The following is a 17,776-nucleotide window of genomic DNA, read 5'->3' as shown; positions in this document are numbered from 1 at the left end:
ATAATTTGTCATTATTTGACACTGTTTGTTAGCAAGAAATAAGTGTTCTTTTGAGCAAAATCGCTTCTTTGATTACCTGTATTCCCTTCATTCAGAGCATTAAATCACGGCCAAAATAAAAAGACAGCCGTTAAAAGCTGTCTTAAGTCCCGGTAATCCTTCCATGACCCGGTTCAAAGCAGTCCCTATGACCCACAATCGAAGCCAAATGCCGAAGATCGGCTACCGGCCTGGTCCTCCGGTAGCAAAATAGCCGGTTCAGGGCCTATTTTTAGGGTACAGGCTGTCTTAGGCCTTTTCCAAGAAACGACTCCAGAGATCCGTATCAAGCAAGAATGACTCGATAATCTGCGGTTGCACCGGTTCACTGAACCAATACCCCTGCATATCGGAGCAGCCGATGTCACGAATTCGCCGCAGCTGCTCTTTGGTTTCTACCCCTTCTGCAATCACACATAGGTTCAGACTGTTCGCCATCGCAATAATCGCCTTAATGATGGCCATCTGGTTCGAACGAATAAACATTTGATCTATTTTAAGCGTATGTATCGGGAGCTTTTCCAGGTAGCTAAGGGAAGAATAGCCGGTTCCAAAATCATCAATGGATATCGATACCCCCAGGCTGCTCAACGTTTGCAGTACGGTAAGGGCTTGATGTATATTTTTGATGGCCGCACTCTCTGTAATTTCAACGTGCAAATACCGGGGATCCAGCTCCGTCTCCTCCAATATCGCTTGAAGCGACTCGACGAAGCCATCTTGCTCCAGCTGCCGCACGGACAAATTGACGGACACAAACAGGCTTTCCCGGGCGAGGCCCTGCCACATTTTATTTTGAATACATGCGGTTCGAAGCACCCACTCCCCGATCTGGACGATGTGGCCCAATTCCTCGGCGATCTGAATAAATTCCAATGGAGAAATTAATCCCGCGGCATGCTTCCAGCGAATGAGCGCCTCCGTCCCAACAATCCGTTTCGTCACAACATTCACAATAGGCTGGTAATACAGAACGAATTCTTCCTGAAGCAGCGCCTTTCTTAGCCCTTGCTCCAGCATCAGCCTTCGCTCAACCTTGTCTGAAATTTCTTGATTGAACCACTGAATTTGATTTTTTCCCTTTTCTTTCGCGAAATACATGGCCTGATCCGCCCGTTTAAACAAAGGCTCATGATGATCGCCATGCTCGGGATATACGCTGATGCCTATACTGGTTGTAACAATAAACTCTTGGTGTGTCATCCGAAACGGCTTGGCAACCGCCTCCAAAATGCGGTCTGCAATGAGCTCAACATCCGTCTCTGTCGCTTCTTCCAAAATAATCGCAAATTCATCCCCGCCGATGCGCGCGATAGGGTCTCCCTGCCTGAGGCAGCGGGTGATCCGTTTGGACACTCTTTGCAGCAGCCGGTCTCCGCCTGAATGGCCCAAAGAATCATTGATCGACTTAAACCCATCAAGGTCAAGATACAGGATGAACACCTTCGTCCTTTTCCGCTCCGCCTGTCCTATCACCGTCCGAATCCGCTCACGGATAAATCTTCGATTGGGCAGTCCCGTCAGTGCATCATGATAAGCCAGCGTATAAAGCCGTTCTTCCGTTTTTTTACGGACTGAAATATCGGAAATGACCCCGTCCAGACGCACGACCGCACCCGCTTGATTTAATACAGGAACCGTATAATCATGAACCCAGCGCACTTCGCCATCCGCTCGGACAATACGGTATTCGTGACTGAGGGCTTCACCGCACGCCATGCTCCTTTGACGCTTCTCTACATCGGGCAGGTCATCAGGGTAGATCACTTGTTTCCAAAGATAAGGATTGTCCACAAATTGCTGCTGCGAAAAGCCGTAAATGACTTCACACGCCGGGGATACCTGGGTTTCTTCCGTCACCAGATGGCGGGACCATAAACATACTTTTACGGAATCAAATATATTCTTAAGCTGCGTTTGGGTGTTGAGAAGAGATTGTTCAAGCCTTTTGCTTTTCGTTAAGTTCTTCACCATACCAATCACACCCGTGGTCTCCCCTCCGATGTTGACCGGCATAGCAGTTACGCTTAGGTGCAGCAGCTCTCCGCTCTTGGCATAAAGCATCACTTCAAAATCCGCCTTCATCCCGATTGTAACAATCGTGTGAAAAGTACGCCTCACATCCTCCAGCTGTTCCGGCACAATCAACGGATGAAACGTCATCGCCAGAAGCTCTTCCTTGGAATATCCTGTCAGCTTGAGGGTTGCGTCATTAAAAGCAATAAACTTCCCCCGAAGATCCAGAATGTAACAGGGATCCGGGTTATATTCAAATAACGACAATAAGGATTCTTGCAGATTATCAATCATAAGATGCCGCTCCATAAGAAGATTATTTTCTCGCAAGGTACTCATTTAGTCATTATTTTCGACATGATCTTACAACTTTCCTGCTTCTGGCGCCTTAATTTGCAAACGGATTCATAAGGGCCTGGCAGTATCATACGGCATTTTTTAAAATATTCCTTTACAGGAATATTCCGTATAAGGTATATTAAAATCATCTTAAAGGCCGGGAGCTGCTGATCAAGCGGGTTATCCTGAGCTCAAACCGAAAGGAAGTCATATAACATGAAAAAGACAACCGTATTCTACTGGATTTTGACCGGATTGCTGGCCGTTCTCATGGGTCTTGGGTCGTTCCCGGACATTCTGTCTGTTCCAGATGCCGTAGCTTTGTTCCAGCACTTGGGTTACCCTGCTTACCTTCTCCCATTTCTGGGCATAGCCAAGCTGCTGGGCGTAATAGCTATTCTGGTACCGGGATTTCCGCGATTGAAGGAATGGGCTTATGCCGGTTTTGTTTTTGATTTGTCAGGAGCAATGTATTCAAGCATAGCTGTGGGGGACCCTGCAAGCGGATGGATATTTTTCATTATCGGATTTATTCTGATCGCCGGTTCGTATATTTTACATCATAAGAGGTTGAAGCATAGGTCTGCAATGAAGTAAATCATTTGGTTCCCGACTCCATGTTCCCCCACTTCATCGCCCATTTCTCCATTTCCTGTAGAGCCAATTGAAAATCCAGCCCTTTCTCCGTTAAGGAATATTCAACCGACACGGGTACCGTAGGAAAAACTTTGCGCAGCACAATCCCATTCTGCTCCAGGTGGCGCAGCACATCGGTTAACGACTGCGTCTTGATGATGGCGACATCCCGATGAAGCTGCTTAAATCGCTTCGGACCTTTAGACAGCTCGGCAATAACCAGGAAGGCCCATTTCGCGCCAAGAATTTGCAATACCGAGCAAATATTGGAGAAGCCCTGAACTTCTTCTTTATTAGTTTCCATCCCTCTCACCTGCTTACTTATAGTTAGTTAGTCAAAATACTTGGATAATGTCCAAATACTTTGCCTTCTTACAAAATGAATGTAACGTTATTATAATACAGTCAAAAGGTCCCGCAAAGACCACCAGAAGGGATGATTCAAATGAATCGATTGACTGTTTATATTCTTGCATTGGGTGTATTTCTAACGGCCACCTCCGAGCTGGTTGTATCCGGTATCCTCCACATCATTGCTCAAGACCTGCACATTTCCATCGCCTTGGCCGGGCAATTGATTACAGCATATTCGCTTGCTTTTGCGATTGGAACCCCCATTTTGGTGTCACTTACTTCCCGGATCGGGCGAAAAAAAGTGCTGCTCGGCTCCTTGGTTGTCTTCCTCCTCGGATGCCTGCTAAGCTTTGGAAGCTCGGAGATTTCGATCCTCATGGCTTCACGCATGATGCTGGGGGTAAGCTCCGGTGTTTATCTTGTTGTGGCGTTCAGTGCTGCAGCCAAGCTGGTGCCTGCCGAGAATCTGGGACGCGCCATCGGCACAATCGTTCTAGGCTTCAGCACCGCGATGATCCTGGGTGTCCCTATAGGGATCGCCATCACGAACTGGATGAGTTGGCATGCCATCTTTATGATTCTATGTATGTTCAGCCTGGTGATTGCATTCGTGATCTGGCGCCTTCTTCCCGAAATCGAAGGGGACGCACCGGTATCCTTTCAGCAGCAATTCAAAGTACTTGGCAGCATGATCATTGTCAGCGGCCTGTTTCTTACCTTCTTCAGGGAATCGGGCAATTCGATCCTTTTTACTTATTTAACCCCCTTTATAACAGATACCTTTCATTTAAACATGTCCAGCATAAGCCTCATCATGCTTGTCTTTGGCACTTTCGGCGCTATCGGCTCGCGCTTGGGCGGTTATGGGGTCGACCGTTGGGGAGCCTCGCGGGTCATTACTTTCAGTATGATCATCCAAGTGGCGGCCTTAGCTCTTTTGCCTCTAAGCTCTGGTATGACGTGGATAGGATTAATCCTGATCGGCCTCATCATTTGCTCCATGTTCGTGGGCGGTCCGGCTATTCAATCGTATTTTATTCAGCAGGCGCCGCAATCGTCCAGTCTCGTTCTCAGCTTGAATACGTCCATTATTCATTTGGGCTTGGCGGCAGGGGCCGGAATGGGGGGACTAGTGATCAACGCTGCATCCACCGTCCTGTATAATCCATGGATGGCCTGCCTCATTGTCAGTCTCGGGTTAGCGGCTGCGTCGATCAGTTTTTCGTTGGGGAAAAAACGGCGGAGAATGAACGATGCACCACACACTACTGTTCAATGAACGTCAAGAGGAAACAAAGAGCGCATGCTGCCTATTCTTAGGCAACCTGCGCTCTTTGCTTTCTGTATTTAATTTATCGTACAGCCACGGCTTCCTCTTGACGCAATTTCATCCGCTTCAAGGATTTCATCACATCATTACCGCCACGGCCGAACAGCTCGTACAACCGATTGTATTCCCGGTACAGCTCCTCATAAATCTCGCTGTTCTCACGGATCGGCTTGTACGTTTCTTCACGTACTCGCGCCATGCGGGCGGCTGCCTCGGCAATGTCGGCATAGCCGCCCCGCCCGGTTCCTGCGGCCACCGCGCCGAACATCGCTGCTCCAAGTGCAGGCGTCTGCACCGAATCGGCAATCTTGATTTCCCGGCCGGTGACATCCGCATAAATCTGCATTAGCAGCCGGTTGCGCTGCGGAAGGCCACCGCATGCGAATAGCTCGCTCACCTCAATGCCTGCCTGCGTGAACGTGTCAATAATTTTACGCGTGCCGAACGCCGTCGCTTCCAGCAAAGAGCGGTAGATTTCCTCCGGTTTCGTTTGCAGGGTCAGGCCTACGATCATTCCGCTCAAATCCGCATCGACGAGCACCGTCCGGTTGCCGTTCCACCAATCAAGGGCAAGCAATCCGTGCTGACCCGGCTTCAATTCCGCAGCCTTACGCTCCAAATAGGCATGCACGCTGATGCCTGCTTGATCCGCCGCCTCCTTCATATAAGCAGGGACAGCTTGCTCCACATACCATCCGAAAATATCGCCGACAGCCGGCTGTCCCGCTTCGTACCCGTACAGTCCCGGGATAATGCCATCCTCTACTACACCGCAGATGCCCTCGGCGTGAATTTCCTTGTCGCTCAGCAGCATATGACAGAGCGACGTTCCCATTGCCATGACCATCTGCCCGGCACGCACCGCACCTGTCCCGGGAACCCCCGCATGGGCGTCGATAATGCCGACGGCTACCGCGGTACCAGGCCGCAGCCCCATCATGGCTGCCGCCTCGGCCGTCAGCTCGCCAGCCTTGGAGCCTAATGATACAACTTCCCCGCGAAGCTTGGTTTCAACAAAAGACTCCAGCCTCGGGTCCAAAGCGCGGAAGAAATCTTGATCGGGATAGCCGTCCGCTTTATGCCAGAAAGCCTTGTACCCCGCGCAGCAGCTGCTGCGAACGGCACTGCCGGTCATTTGCAGCACGACCCAGTCCGCTGCTTCCATAAACCGGTCTGTTCGCTCGTAAAGCGCCGGCGCTTCATTCAATACCTGCCACGCCTTAGCCACCAGCCATTCCGAGGAGGTTTTGCCGCCGTATCTGCTTAAAAAAGCGGCGCCCAGCTTCTCAGCCGCAGCGTTAATCCGGTTCGCCTCCTCCTGTGCCGCATGATGCTTCCACAGCTTTACATAGGCATGCGGCTCATGTTTTAGCGCCTCCTGGTAACATAGCGGCTCGCCCTGCTCATCTACGGGAAGCACCGTACAAGCCGTAAAATCGATCCCGATGCCGATGACTTGCTCCGGGTCCACACCCGAGGCTTCAAGCACCGCCGGAACCGATTGTCTCAGTACCTCCAAGTAATCGTCCGGATGCTGCAGCGCCCAATCCGGCGCTAACAGAGCTCCGGAACCGGGCAATCGCTCGTCCATGACGCCGTGGGGATACGGGGTGACATGAGCCGCAACCTCCCGCCCGTTCTCCACATCGACGAGCAGCGCCCTGCCGGATTCCGTTCCATAATCCACACCAATGGCGTAACGTTTATTCATCTAATGCCCCTCCTTTTTGTCATGATGGTCCTATGAAAGAAACGATTGCGTCAACCGGCGCAGCTGCTCAACCTCAAGCCGGTTCGTTGCCGTGAATTCGCGATGATTTTTGGAGCGGCAGTCATAATTTGTATAGACCCCTTCCAGCATGAGGTAATATTTCGCGTTTACCGGGTACAGCTGCTTTTCGATGAAAGAAGCAATGCTTAAGAAGCTGATGAGCTGCTCCGCTTCCTCAGAGCGGTTGGCCCCATGGCGCATGAGCCTTACATACAGCTCCGGATGGAAGTTCGCCATCACTCCGCTGTAGCCTGTAATCCCCAGCTTTAGCGTTTCGAGCAGCGTAGCGGAATTCGCATTATAAATGTTCAAGCCCGTCCCTTGGACAGCCTTTAATTTGGCCTTCATATGAGCTACATCGCAGCTCGTATCCTTAAGGAACAGGAAGCGGCCCGTTTCCGCACACCATTTCAGCAGCTCAGGGGAAATCAGCCGTTTGTAGGGATACGGACATTCATAAAAACCGAGAGGCGTCGTTTCCGGCAGCTCGGCCAGAAGCTTTTCCAAATTCGCCTTCCACACCTCATCCGATTCGTCCTCCGGAGCGAGCCGGTTTGTAATTAACACCAACGCGTCGATCCCCGTGCCGGCAATGGCCTTCAGCTCTTGAACCTGATCCTCAAATGCATCCGAAATATGGCCGGAGGCAATGACCGGAACGCGGCCGGCCGATTTCTCCTTGACGAAGGCCGCAAGCTGGACCCGCTCCTCCAAGCTTAAGTAAAACATCTCACTCGACTGGCAGACAGCGAACAATCCGTCCACCCCTTTGGCGATATACCATTCTATCGCTCTCTCCAGTGCAGCGTAATCGATCTCGTTCCGCTCCGTAAAAGGAGTCACCATCGTAGGCCAAACTCCTTGCGATATATTCATTGTCATATGGCGTCTCCCTCGCTATCCGATATTCCGTTTTTTCCCGGAGGTTTGGCGAATTGAATAAGTTATTTCTCTTTGCTAAAACGTTATGCTAATACGTTTTGCTAATACGTTTTTATTTTATTTAATAAGCATTTTCATGTCAACAACTTTTCTGGAGGTGAGGATTGAAACTGACTGCGGGGCAGGGCACTGCCGGGTTCAGACACAAAAAAAGCGCCACCCTCTCCACATCGAATGTGGATGGGGCTGCGCTTTTGCTGTCCTCCCCCGAGGGGATGATGCGAAGAACCTGCCTATTGTACCGCTTACGATTTGACCGAGCCGACCATCATTCCTTTAACGAAATGCTTTTGCAGGAACGGATAAATCAGAATGATCGGTATGGTTGCCACGATAATTGTCGCCATCTTGATGCCCTCGGGATTCATATGGGCAAGCGAGCTGAATTGGGAGGCATTCGGGTCGATCGAAATATCGTCGGATTGAATCAATTGGCGCAGCTTGACCTGCAAAGGCCACAATTGCGGCTTGTTGATGTAATACAGTGCTGCAATATAAGTATTCCAATGGCCGATAGCGTAGAAAATACCCAGTGAGGCCATGACCGGCTTCGAAAGCGGCAGGACGATGCTCCAGATCATGCGAAGCTCTCCGCAGCCGTCGATACGTCCCGAATCAATCAGCTCGGAAGGAAGCTGCAGGAAGAACGATCTCATCACGAAGAAGTTGAATGCGCTGATCGCACCTGGCAGCATCAGGGCCCACAAGGAGTTCACCAGGTTCAAATTCTTCATCAGGATAAAGTTCGGAATGAGCGGCGCAGAGAATACCATCGTAATCAGGATGAAAATAATGACCGCTTTGCGTCCCACATACTCCGGTCGGGATACAGGATACGCGAGCGATGCGGTCGCGAGTAAGTTAATGAGCGTGCCCATTACGGTAATGTATACGGTTACACCGATGGACCGCCAGATGGCTGCATCGCTGAATACATATTCATAGTTGATTGTCGTAAAGTCTACGGGGAGGAAGACGACCTTCCCTGCTATGATCGCGTTCGAGTCGCTTAACGATTGGGCGATGACATTTAGAAACGGCAGAAACAGCAATAGCGCAAGTAACGTCAGGAATGTCAAATTCGCTATATTAAACGCCTGCCAGGCCGGGGTTGCTTTTCTCATAGGTAGTAGACACCTCTCTTCTGGTTAGTAGAGTCCTTCTCCGGTTGCTTTCTTGCTGAGCATGTTGCCCACGACGATGAGCGTCAAACCGACAATGGAGTTGAACAAACCGATAGCGGTCGTATAGCTGTATTGCTGACCCAGCAAACCGGCTTTATAAATATACGTATCCAGGATCTCGCCGTTTACGATATTCAGCGGATTGAGGAATACCAGCACCCGCTCGATCCCAAAATCGAGAAACTTGCCGATATGCATCAGGAACAAAATCACGATCGTTGGCATTAGCGAAGGAAGCGTAATCGAGATCGTCTGCCTCCAGCGGTTCGCACCATCCACCTCAGCTGCCTCGTACAGGTCAGGATTTATGCCCGCCAGCGCGGCTAAATAAATAATCGTCCCGTAACCGGAATCCCGCCACATGCCTGCACCGATGAGAATGGACCGGATATACGAGTCTTCACCGAGAAAATAAATCGGCTCAAAGCCGAGCCAGCTGAGGAACTGATTCACAATCCCTGTCGACGGGGACAGAATACCAATCGCGATCCCGCTGACAATAACCCAGGACAAGAAGTGCGGCATGTACACTACCGTCTGAAGCACCCGCTTGTACACAATGACTCTAAGCTCATTTAGCAGCAGCGCAAGAATGATCGGAGCCGGAAAAGCGAAGATGAGATCGTACAGTCCGATGAGAAGCGTGTTTTTCAAAATACGCAAAAAATCGTAATGCGCGAACATTTTTTCGAAATGCGCCAAGCCTACCCATTTACTGCCCATAATGCCTTGAAAAATGTTGTAGTCCTGAAAAGCGATGACGGATCCGAACAGCGGGATATATTTAAAAATAAAGAAATAAATGATCCCCGGAATCGAAATGAAATAGAGCGTTCTAAACTTCCACATGTAGGATAACATTCCTCTGCCCGGTCTGGCCTTATACCCTACACCATCCATTGCTTGAACTTTGCTTGCCATGCTGGCCCCTCCTTGTCAATTGCACATCCGTTACATGCCAACCTGCTGTATATTTGGTATGCTACTATCGTATAATCGGAGGCTGTTTGCCGCAATGGAGTTTCTTTTACAGTCCTTGTGTTTTCTTTGTGTTTTCTTTGGTTGCTGCAAGCCATAGATCCAAAGTAAACTATAATCAGGAATATAATCGGCACAAGCCGATGAGAAAGTAGGTACATGATGATGAGCTCATCCGATCCAAATCTCCCCTCCTGCTGCAGCATCAGCAGAAGCTCTGAAGCACCTCAAACGGCGCAGGAGCCGGCTCCTGCCGCGCGTCACGAGCTATCCTCTAAGGATCACATGATATACCTGCCCGGCGGAGCTTTCCTTATGGGAACGGACGACCAGGAAGGATTTCCTTCCGATGGCGAAGGACCTGTCAGAGAAATCACGCTCAAGCCTTTTTATATCGATCCGTATACAGTGAGCAACGAACAGTTTCAAGCCTTTGTGAAGGAAACCGGGTACAAGACGGAATCCGAAGCGTTCGGCTGGTCGTACGTGTTTCACCTGCTGGTGGCCGAAGCGGATAGAGCAAACGTAACCAATGCCGCACAGCAGACCCCTTGGTGGTGGGTCGTTGAAGGCGCGGATTGGAAGCATCCGTACGGCCCAAGCTCAGGAATCGAAGAAGTCATGGACCATCCTGTAACCCATATTTCCTGGAACGATGCCGCGGCATACTGCTCCTGGGCGGGCAAGCGTCTGCCTACCGAAGCCGAATGGGAATACGCCGCACGCGGCGGTCTGGTTCAGAAGAGGTACCCTTGGGGGGATTTGCTGAAGCAGGACGGCCAGCATATGTGCAACATATGGCAGGGGAAATTTCCCGAAAAGAACAACCTGTCCGACGGGTTCCTCGGAACGGCTCCCGTTCACTCCTTTCCTCCTAACGGATACGGGCTCTATAATGTATCCGGCAATGTGTGGGAATGGTGCTCCGACTGGTTCAGCCCCGATTGGCATCTTACCGGACCGCGCAGCAATCCGGCCGGGCCTGTGCGTGGGGACAAGCGGGTAATGCGAGGCGGCTCGTTCTTATGTCATAAATCCTACTGCAACCGCTACAGAGTCGGCGCAAGAAGCTCCAACACCCCCGACAGTGCCTCCAGCAACATCGGCTTTCGGTGTGCAGCGGACGTATAGGTCCGGAAAAAAAGTAAATCCAGCTCGATGGGGAGCTGGATTTTTTTTTTACTTATTCAATATTTTATCCATATTCAGAATAGCCGCCAGATGCCGATCGTTTTGTCCGATTCGCTGCACATAAGACTGGCTGTCCTCCCCGCTGTCAGGCGGGACGTGCAGGCACGAATATACGGCAACCTGGGTCACGCGGTCCACGATAACACCGACCGATTCGTCCCCATCCTTGACAATGACGATGCGCGCAGCCTTTGTCGGCTTATCCTCCGGCAGCCCTAATAATATTCGCAAGCTGATCACCGGCACGATATTGCCCCGTAAATGGATCACTCCCTTGACATGCGGTCTGGAATGGGGAATTGCCGTTATATTTTGCAACCGGATAATTTCCCGGATCCGGTCGATGCCAATGGCATAGTGCTCCTGCCCGATGGCCATCTCTATGAACTGCTCCTGCCGAACGGTGCTCATGCTATCACTCCGTATCGATTTAGTTAACCTTGAAAATAGCAATGGAGGTATTTAATTCATCGGCTAACAGGGCCAATGACTGGCAGGTTGCCGCTGTCTCTTCCGATGCCGCCGCCGACTCCTCGCTGCTTGCCGCGATCGTTTCCACCGATCTCATGACTTCGGACGCTTGAGCTGCCTCTTCTTCGCAAGCGGCAGCAATTTCATTGACCTTCTGCGAGGATTCACTGACCATGGCAGCGATTTTGGTAAAAGCCTCCCCGGTCCGGGACGATTGGGCCACGCTCTCCGTCACCGCCATGACGCTTTGCTTCGTATTCTGCTGCATCGCTTTAATAATGGAGGTGATTTCTTTGGTCGCCTGGCTGCTTCTTTCCGCCAATTTCCGGACTTCATCGGCTACCACCGCAAAGCCCCGGCCTTGATCTCCAGCTCTGGCGGCTTCAATCGCCGCATTCAAAGCAAGCAGATTGGTTTGATCCGCAATATCGTCAATCACTTCGATAATATCTCCGATTTTGAGCGAGTCCTCCTCCAATCGGGACATGGACACGTTCACTTGCTTCATGCCTTCAATGGAGGCTTCGACGACGCTTCCGCCTTCCTTGGCCGTTTGCACAGTCGCATCGGAAAGCGTGGCGGCTTGCTCCGCGCTTTGGGCAACCGAATCAATGGCTAAGGACAGCTCCTTGAACAGCTCCGTAATCGAGGTAGCCGATTGTGCCTGACTCGAGCTGCTGCCTGCAATTTCTTGCGTGCTTGCGGAGATTTGCTCCGACGCGGCAGCAACACTTTGCGAAGATTGAATCACACCGCCGATCAGCCCCCTTAAATGATCCACCATCCGGTTCAGAGAGGCAGACAGCTGGCCGACCTCATCCTTACTGTCGATATCGGATTGTTCCCGAAGATCGCCGCCGGCCACCTTGGAGACCAGAGAAACCATCTTGTTGAGCGGCCGGGATATAGAACGGGCAATGGCATACCCCATCCCGATGCTGAAAAGAAACGAAGCGATGACCACAATAATGGTAATTGTGCGTGCCGAATCATAGGCTGCCAGTGATTCCGTCTTCGTTGCCTCGGCCAGCTTCACATTAATACTGATCAGGTTGACGAGACTGTCCCGCACCTTGCCTTCCTCCTCGGCCAGCTGGCCGTTTTTAAACTTGATGAATTCCGACGGATCCTTTTGGTATGCCAATTGAATCGCGGTGTCAAACAGCTTTTCGTAAACCGGATACGACGTTTGGAAGGCCTTCACTTGATCCTGCTCCGGCTTGGTCAGTTCGGTATTTTGGTAAGAGTTCATTTTATCCAGCAGCTCTTTGCGTAAAGCCGGAATTTCCTGGGCAACCTTGTCCTTATCCTCTTTGGTCTGCGCCAGGCTGATATCCCGCAGCCTTACCTTCAGCTTCTCATAATTGATCTGTGTGGCCGAAAGATCGCGGACTGAGATCAGATTATTGCCGTACATTTCCTGCATATTGCCTTCCATCATATGTAAGTTCTGAATGGAATAGATGCCGACCACAGCCAAAATCAGGGCAATAACCAGAAAAGAAGAGATTAATTTCACCGACACTTTCAAATTGATAAACCATTTCATTCGTCTCACCCCTGTAATAAGTTCATTTTCAATATAATCCCATCAATTCGACTTTTTTCGATAAATCCCTCCTTAATTCGACAATATTTTCGGAAATGTTTCCCTCACATGCAAGGTCTTCCCTCTTGTGACCTATGCCCTTGTTCCTTTTTAACGTAAACGCAGCAAAGCTGCCGGACTCGAAATCGAGCTGCCGACAGCTTTGGAGAGATGCTATTTTATTCATGAGCTAATACCGTTAATCCTGAAGCACGGTATGCTTCTTATAATTTTCCTTGAACAGCTCAAGCAATTGACGTGCTGCTTTCTCATAAGAGTCCTTGCAGGACCAGGTGTTCATGGGCTGCAGCACTTCGCTTGGAACCCCCGGGACCGTATCGGGGCACAGTAAATCAAAAATCGGGTCCGCCGTAAACGAAGCCTGCTCGATGCTTCCATCCAAAGCAGCCGTGACCATCCTCCGGGTATGGGCCAGGTCCATCCGCTTCCCTACACCATATGCCCCTCCGGTCCAGCCTGTATTCACCAGGTACACTCTGACCTGATGCTGTTCGATTTTACGCCCCAGCATATTGGCATAAACCGAAGGGTGCAGCGGAAGAAACGGCGCTCCGAAGCAAGAAGAGAATGTAGCCTCCGGCTGCGTCACTCCCCGCTCCGTTCCGGCCAGCTTCGAGGTATACCCTGATAAAAAGTGATACATCGCCTGCTCCTTGGTAAGCTTCGCGATCGGAGGCAGGACGCCGAAAGCATCCGCCGTCAAGAATATAATCACTTTGGGATGGCCTGCGATTCCAGGAATGACGGCATTGGCAATAGCCTCCATTGGATACGCGGCGCGTGTATTTTCCGTCAACTGGGTATCATAATAATCGGCGACTCCCGTTGTCGGATCCAGGGCTACATTTTCCAAAACCGTGCCCTGCCCGATAGCGCGCCATATTTGAGGCTCATTTTTTTCGGAAAGATTGGCGCACTTTGCATAGCACCCGCCCTCGAAGTTAAAGACCCCCTGGTCCGTCCAGCCGTGTTCGTCATCACCAATCAATCTTCGGTTGCTGTCGGCCGAAAGCGTCGTTTTGCCGGTACCGGATAGGCCGAAGAACAGGGCTACGTCTCCCGCTTCACCGACGTTGGCCGAGCAGTGCATCGGCATAATGCCTTTGGAAGGAAGCAGGTAATTCAATACGCTGAAAATGGATTTTTTCATCTCACCGGCATATTCGGTTCCCGCGATAAGCACGACCTTTTTCTCAAAGGAAATACCTATGAAGGTATCGGAACGCGTGCCGTCCGCAGCAGGATCCGCCTTGAAGCCAGGCAGCGCGATAACGGTAAACGCAGGACGATGGGTGTTCAATTCCTCGTCTGTCGGGCGGATGAACAGCTGGCGGGCGAACAGGTTGTGCCAAGCATATTCGTTGATGACCCGGATAGGAAGCCTGTTCAGCGGATCGGCTCCGGCAAAGCCGTCGAAGATGTAAAGCTCCTTGTCCTCCATGTAGCGGAGTGCCTTTTCATAAAGCCGGTCGAAGTTCTCTCTGGAAATAGGCTGATTCACGCTTCCCCAATCAACTGCCGACCATACGGAAGGCTCTTGCACAATGTATTTGTCCTTGGGGGAACGCCCCGTATACTTTCCTGTTAAAGCCCGCAGCGCGCCAGTCGACGCCAGGGTGCCTTCGTTCCGCTCCAAAGCTTTTTGGATCAGCTCGGAAACGGATAAATTACGATGCTGCTTCACACGGCTTCTTCCTTTCCTGCATTCGTTACTTTGGCAATCCGAATAGTAGGTCGTCACTTTTTCAGCGTCAAACGTATCGATGAGCTCTTCACAATGCTTGCAGACGATGGCTCCTAAATCTAGGCCATGAGAGGTGTTTTGCATAGCTGGCTCATCCTTTCTGTCATCAGCTCTACCAGTTCTACAACCCGGCTGGAGTAGCCCCACTCATTGTCGTACCAGGCCAGTACTTTAATCTGGTTGTTCATTACCATCAAGGACTCCCCATCGATGACAGCCGACTTGGAGCAGCCGATATAATCGGAGGAAACCAGCGGCTCTTCGGTATAGCCCAAATAAGGAGAAAGCTTCCCTTGCGATGCCTGCTTCAGCACCATTTTCACTTGCTCCAGCGTAGTCGGCTCCGACACCATGACCGTCAGGTCGATAAGCGATACGTCCTGCGTCGGCACTCGGAGGGACATGCCTTGAATGCTCGTTGACAAATGCGGAAGCACGTCGGCCAGCGCCTTCCCGACACCGGTCGTTGTAGGGACAATCGAGCTCATGCACGCGCGGGCTCTGCGAAGATCCTTATGCGGGTTATCCAGATGGTTCTGATCGGATGTAACGGAATGCACCGTCGTCATCCAGCCTGATTGGACAGCAAAGGCTTGATCCAGTACATGCAGCACAGGAGAGAGGCAGTTCGTTGTGCATGAGGCTGCCGATAACAGCCGATGCTCCCGCGGGTCAAAGCGGTGATCGTTTACTCCCATCACAACGGTCAAATCCAGCTGGCTGCCCGGCGCCGTAACCAAGACGTGCGACGCTCCGGCTTCCAGATGCTTGCCGGCTCCCTCCCGATTCGTAAATTTGCCTGTCGCATCCACGACCAGCTCCACTCCGTAACGGGCCCAGGCGATATCGGCGGGATCTCTCTCATACGTAATGCGGATGGCATTGCCGTTAATGACGAGATTTCCGTCCATGACGGCGATATCGGCATCCCAGCGACCATGAACGGTATCGTATTTCAACAGGTGAGCAATCGTTTCTACAGGATAAATGCTATTAATGACTTTCAATTGATTCGCAGCTTGCTTGTTGGAGCAGATCATTCGAACAAGCAGTCTTCCGATTCGTCCCATGCCGCTAATTCCTAATCCTGGTTTCATTGTGATTCCTCCCTGAGGTGTTATATATGACGTCTTATATGTTTTTAGTGTATACTATATAACGAATATTGTACAATAAAAAGTATTTATAACGGATCAAAAACTTTTGAATCAACAAAAAGATGACGGATTTGTGACATAATATATCAAATAGAATGCTCTATTTTTCAACAAGGATAAACGACCGCGCTAATTTTCAAGGTTATCTGCGCAAAAAAAGCCTTAGAAATGATTCCAAGGCTCCATGCTCCTATCGCTATTTGCGGCTGGGAGGCTCATATTTAAAATGGGCTACGACAGCAAGCAAATCCTCCGACATTTTGGCCAACGCTGCAGCGGAAGCCGATATTTCCTCCATTGACGCCATTTGCTCTTCGGTATCCGCCATCACTTCGCTCATACCGGAAACGGCCGCCTCCGCCACCTCAGCGACGAGCCGGGTCGATCCCACGACTTGCACGGCACCGGCCGTCATCTGCTGTGCCATCGCAGACACATGCTCCATCTGGTCCGAAACCTTCTCAACAGATACCTGAATCGCTTCAAACGAGCTTCCCGCCGATTGAACGACATCAATTCCAAGCGCTACTTCACGGGCCGTAGCTTGCATGGACCGCAGCGCTTGCTCGGTTACATTCTCCATCCGAACGATCACATCACCTATTTGCTCCGCTGATAAGGAGGACTGCTCCGCCAGCTTGCGCACCTCCCGGGCTACCACTGCGAACCCTTTGCCCTGCTCACCGGCACGGGACGCCTCGATCGAAGCGTTCAACGACAGCAAGTTTGTGGATGCGGCAATCTCCGTGAGCACCTGGATCGTGCTCCGGATCTCCTGGGAGCAAGCCCCCACTTCTCTCATTACGCGGGTAAGCTCCTTCACATTTTGTTGAATCGCGTTCATCTGCCGGACAGACCGGGACACCGCCTCGGTGCCCGCCGCTACTCTGTCTGCCGCCTCGACTGCCCCCGTCAACATCAGCTGCGCTTCCGAGCCGATCCCTTGAATGCCGGATGACATCTCATTCATAACGCGATAGCTATCCTCGGCGCTCTTGGCCTGCCGTTCCGAGCCTGCCGCCGCATCCTGCACGGTTTGGGCAATGTGCTCGCTCGCTCTGCTGGTCTGCTCCGCGCTTGCCGACAATTGCTCGGAGTATTCGGCCACCAACCGGACGCTTTGTCCGACCTCCGAAATGAAATGCTTCAAGTGGACTGTCATCTTATTGCAATCCTCCGCCAGCTGCCCTGTTTCATCCCGGTTCTTCACGCGAATCGCCTCAACGGTCAGATCCCCTTCCGAAATACGCTTCACCTGCGACGCCACCTTCACAATCGGCCGGGTCATTTGGTTGGCCAGAATCCAAACCAGAACGCCGCCGGCCAAAAGAAAGAAACCGAGCGTGAACATAAGCACATACAAAATTTGGTTTGCGCTGCTGTTGAAATCCTCCATGTACGTGCTTGCACACACAATCCAGTTCCAGCGCGGTTCCTGCTGACTGTACGTGATCTTCATCCCCAGCTTCGTGCTGTTCGGCAGGGCCCAATGATAATAAGTAAATCCGCCGCCCGCCTTCGCTTTCAGGATAAACGCTTGGGTGATCGGCAGACCCATCTCCTCATCCAGAGCCAAGCTCCCTCCGGCATCTTTAATGTTTGCCGTATTTTGCCCTTCGATGAAGGGATGAGCCAGGCTGACGGATTGATCATTCAATATAAACGGGTACCCGTTGGCACCGAGACGAATATTTTTGTTCAAGGGCCGGTGGCCTTCCTTGTCCTTGGCTCCCAGCGCAAACCTTCTCACGTTTTCCTGCGCTTCGTCCATCGTTAGCGAGCCTTTTGCGACCTCGGCATCCATCAGCTCAATCATGCCGATAATTTGCCGAACCTCGTTGCTTAACTGAACTTCTCCGGCCTGGTTCAAATATTGCTTGGACAGATGATAACCGACAAGTCCTATCGTCAGACTGGGCGCTGCCAGCAGCAGTAAGGAAACGGAAATCAGCTTGACGCGAAGCGTTCTGATCCTAAACCATCGGCCTATTCGTACCCCAATATTCAACTTCGGT

14 protein-coding genes are annotated in these 17,776 nt (G+C 51.2%); 3 read left to right on the top strand and 11 right to left on the bottom strand.

Going from position 1 to position 17,776, the window contains the following annotated elements; all coding sequences use genetic code 11:
- Positions 1-288: 288 nt before the first annotated feature.
- Positions 289-2,349, bottom strand: coding sequence for a sensor domain-containing protein (locus CF651_RS07560; protein WP_179232724.1), 2,061 nt, complete (start codon positions 2,347-2,349; stop codon positions 289-291).
- Between the two features lie 261 nt (positions 2,350-2,610).
- Here CF651_RS07560 and CF651_RS07555 point away from each other — a divergent pair, with 261 nt between their 5' ends.
- Entirely contained in the window at positions 2,611-2,991 is a 381-nt protein-coding gene (locus CF651_RS07555) for a DoxX family protein (protein ID WP_094014246.1), read from the top strand.
- 1 nt (position 2,992) lies between these two features.
- Here the strand turns inward: CF651_RS07555 and CF651_RS07550 are convergent, their stop codons facing one another.
- Positions 2,993-3,334 (bottom strand): winged helix-turn-helix transcriptional regulator, encoded by a 342-nt coding sequence (locus tag CF651_RS07550; RefSeq protein ID WP_094014245.1) that lies wholly within the window; start codon positions 3,332-3,334, stop codon positions 2,993-2,995.
- A gap of 141 nt (positions 3,335-3,475) precedes the next feature.
- Between CF651_RS07550 and CF651_RS07545 the strand changes: the two genes are divergently transcribed.
- Positions 3,476-4,663, top strand: a complete 1,188-nt coding sequence (locus tag CF651_RS07545) for an MFS transporter (protein WP_094014244.1) — start codon at positions 3,476-3,478, stop codon at positions 4,661-4,663.
- 73 nt (positions 4,664-4,736) lie between these two features.
- Here the strand turns inward: CF651_RS07545 and CF651_RS07540 are convergent, their stop codons facing one another.
- From CF651_RS07540 to CF651_RS07525, 4 genes are all read right to left on the bottom strand, one after another.
- A complete protein-coding gene (locus tag CF651_RS07540; protein ID WP_094014243.1) occupies positions 4,737-6,425 on the bottom strand; it encodes a ribulokinase in 1,689 nt (562 codons plus the stop codon).
- Between the two features lie 30 nt (positions 6,426-6,455).
- Positions 6,456-7,367: a dihydrodipicolinate synthase family protein gene (locus tag CF651_RS07535; RefSeq protein WP_094014242.1), complete on the bottom strand. Its 912-nt coding sequence runs from the start codon at positions 7,365-7,367 to the stop codon at positions 6,456-6,458.
- A 305-nt stretch (positions 7,368-7,672) separates the two neighbouring features.
- Entirely contained in the window at positions 7,673-8,551 is an 879-nt protein-coding gene (locus tag CF651_RS07530; protein WP_094014241.1) for a carbohydrate ABC transporter permease, read from the bottom strand.
- A 24-nt stretch (positions 8,552-8,575) separates the two neighbouring features.
- The gene (locus tag CF651_RS07525) at positions 8,576-9,532 is read right to left on the bottom strand and encodes an ABC transporter permease (protein ID WP_094014240.1); all 957 of its coding nucleotides are present in this window, start codon (positions 9,530-9,532) and stop codon (positions 8,576-8,578) included.
- Between the two features lie 219 nt (positions 9,533-9,751).
- Here CF651_RS07525 and CF651_RS07515 point away from each other — a divergent pair, with 219 nt between their 5' ends.
- The gene (locus CF651_RS07515) at positions 9,752-10,720 is read left to right on the top strand and encodes a formylglycine-generating enzyme family protein (protein ID WP_094014265.1); all 969 of its coding nucleotides are present in this window, start codon (positions 9,752-9,754) and stop codon (positions 10,718-10,720) included.
- 48 nt (positions 10,721-10,768) lie between these two features.
- Here the strand turns inward: CF651_RS07515 and CF651_RS07510 are convergent, their stop codons facing one another.
- The 5 genes from CF651_RS07510 to CF651_RS07485 form a co-directional block, all read right to left on the bottom strand.
- Complete coding sequence (locus CF651_RS07510) at positions 10,769-11,191, bottom strand: chemotaxis protein CheW (protein ID WP_094014238.1); 423 nt, start codon at positions 11,189-11,191, stop codon at positions 10,769-10,771.
- A gap of 19 nt (positions 11,192-11,210) precedes the next feature.
- Positions 11,211-12,800, bottom strand: coding sequence for a methyl-accepting chemotaxis protein (locus CF651_RS07505; protein ID WP_094014237.1), 1,590 nt, complete (start codon positions 12,798-12,800; stop codon positions 11,211-11,213).
- A gap of 238 nt (positions 12,801-13,038) precedes the next feature.
- Positions 13,039-14,688 (bottom strand): phosphoenolpyruvate carboxykinase (ATP), encoded by a 1,650-nt coding sequence (pckA, locus tag CF651_RS07495; protein ID WP_094014235.1) that lies wholly within the window; start codon positions 14,686-14,688, stop codon positions 13,039-13,041.
- The gene (gap, locus tag CF651_RS07490; RefSeq protein ID WP_094014234.1) at positions 14,664-15,701 is read right to left on the bottom strand and encodes a type I glyceraldehyde-3-phosphate dehydrogenase; all 1,038 of its coding nucleotides are present in this window, start codon (positions 15,699-15,701) and stop codon (positions 14,664-14,666) included. The genes pckA and gap overlap by 25 nt, the downstream gene beginning before the upstream one ends.
- 256 nt (positions 15,702-15,957) lie before the next feature.
- Entirely contained in the window at positions 15,958-17,769 is a 1,812-nt protein-coding gene (locus tag CF651_RS07485) for a methyl-accepting chemotaxis protein (RefSeq protein WP_094014233.1), read from the bottom strand.
- Positions 17,770-17,776 lie beyond the last annotated feature (7 nt).

This window comes from Paenibacillus rigui, from assembly GCF_002234615.1.
Taxonomy (GTDB): Bacteria; Bacillota; Bacilli; order Paenibacillales; family NBRC-103111; genus Paenibacillus_S; species Paenibacillus_S rigui.
Note: the sequence above shows the minus strand (reverse complement) of the source record. Positions and strands in the feature narration are given on the sequence as shown.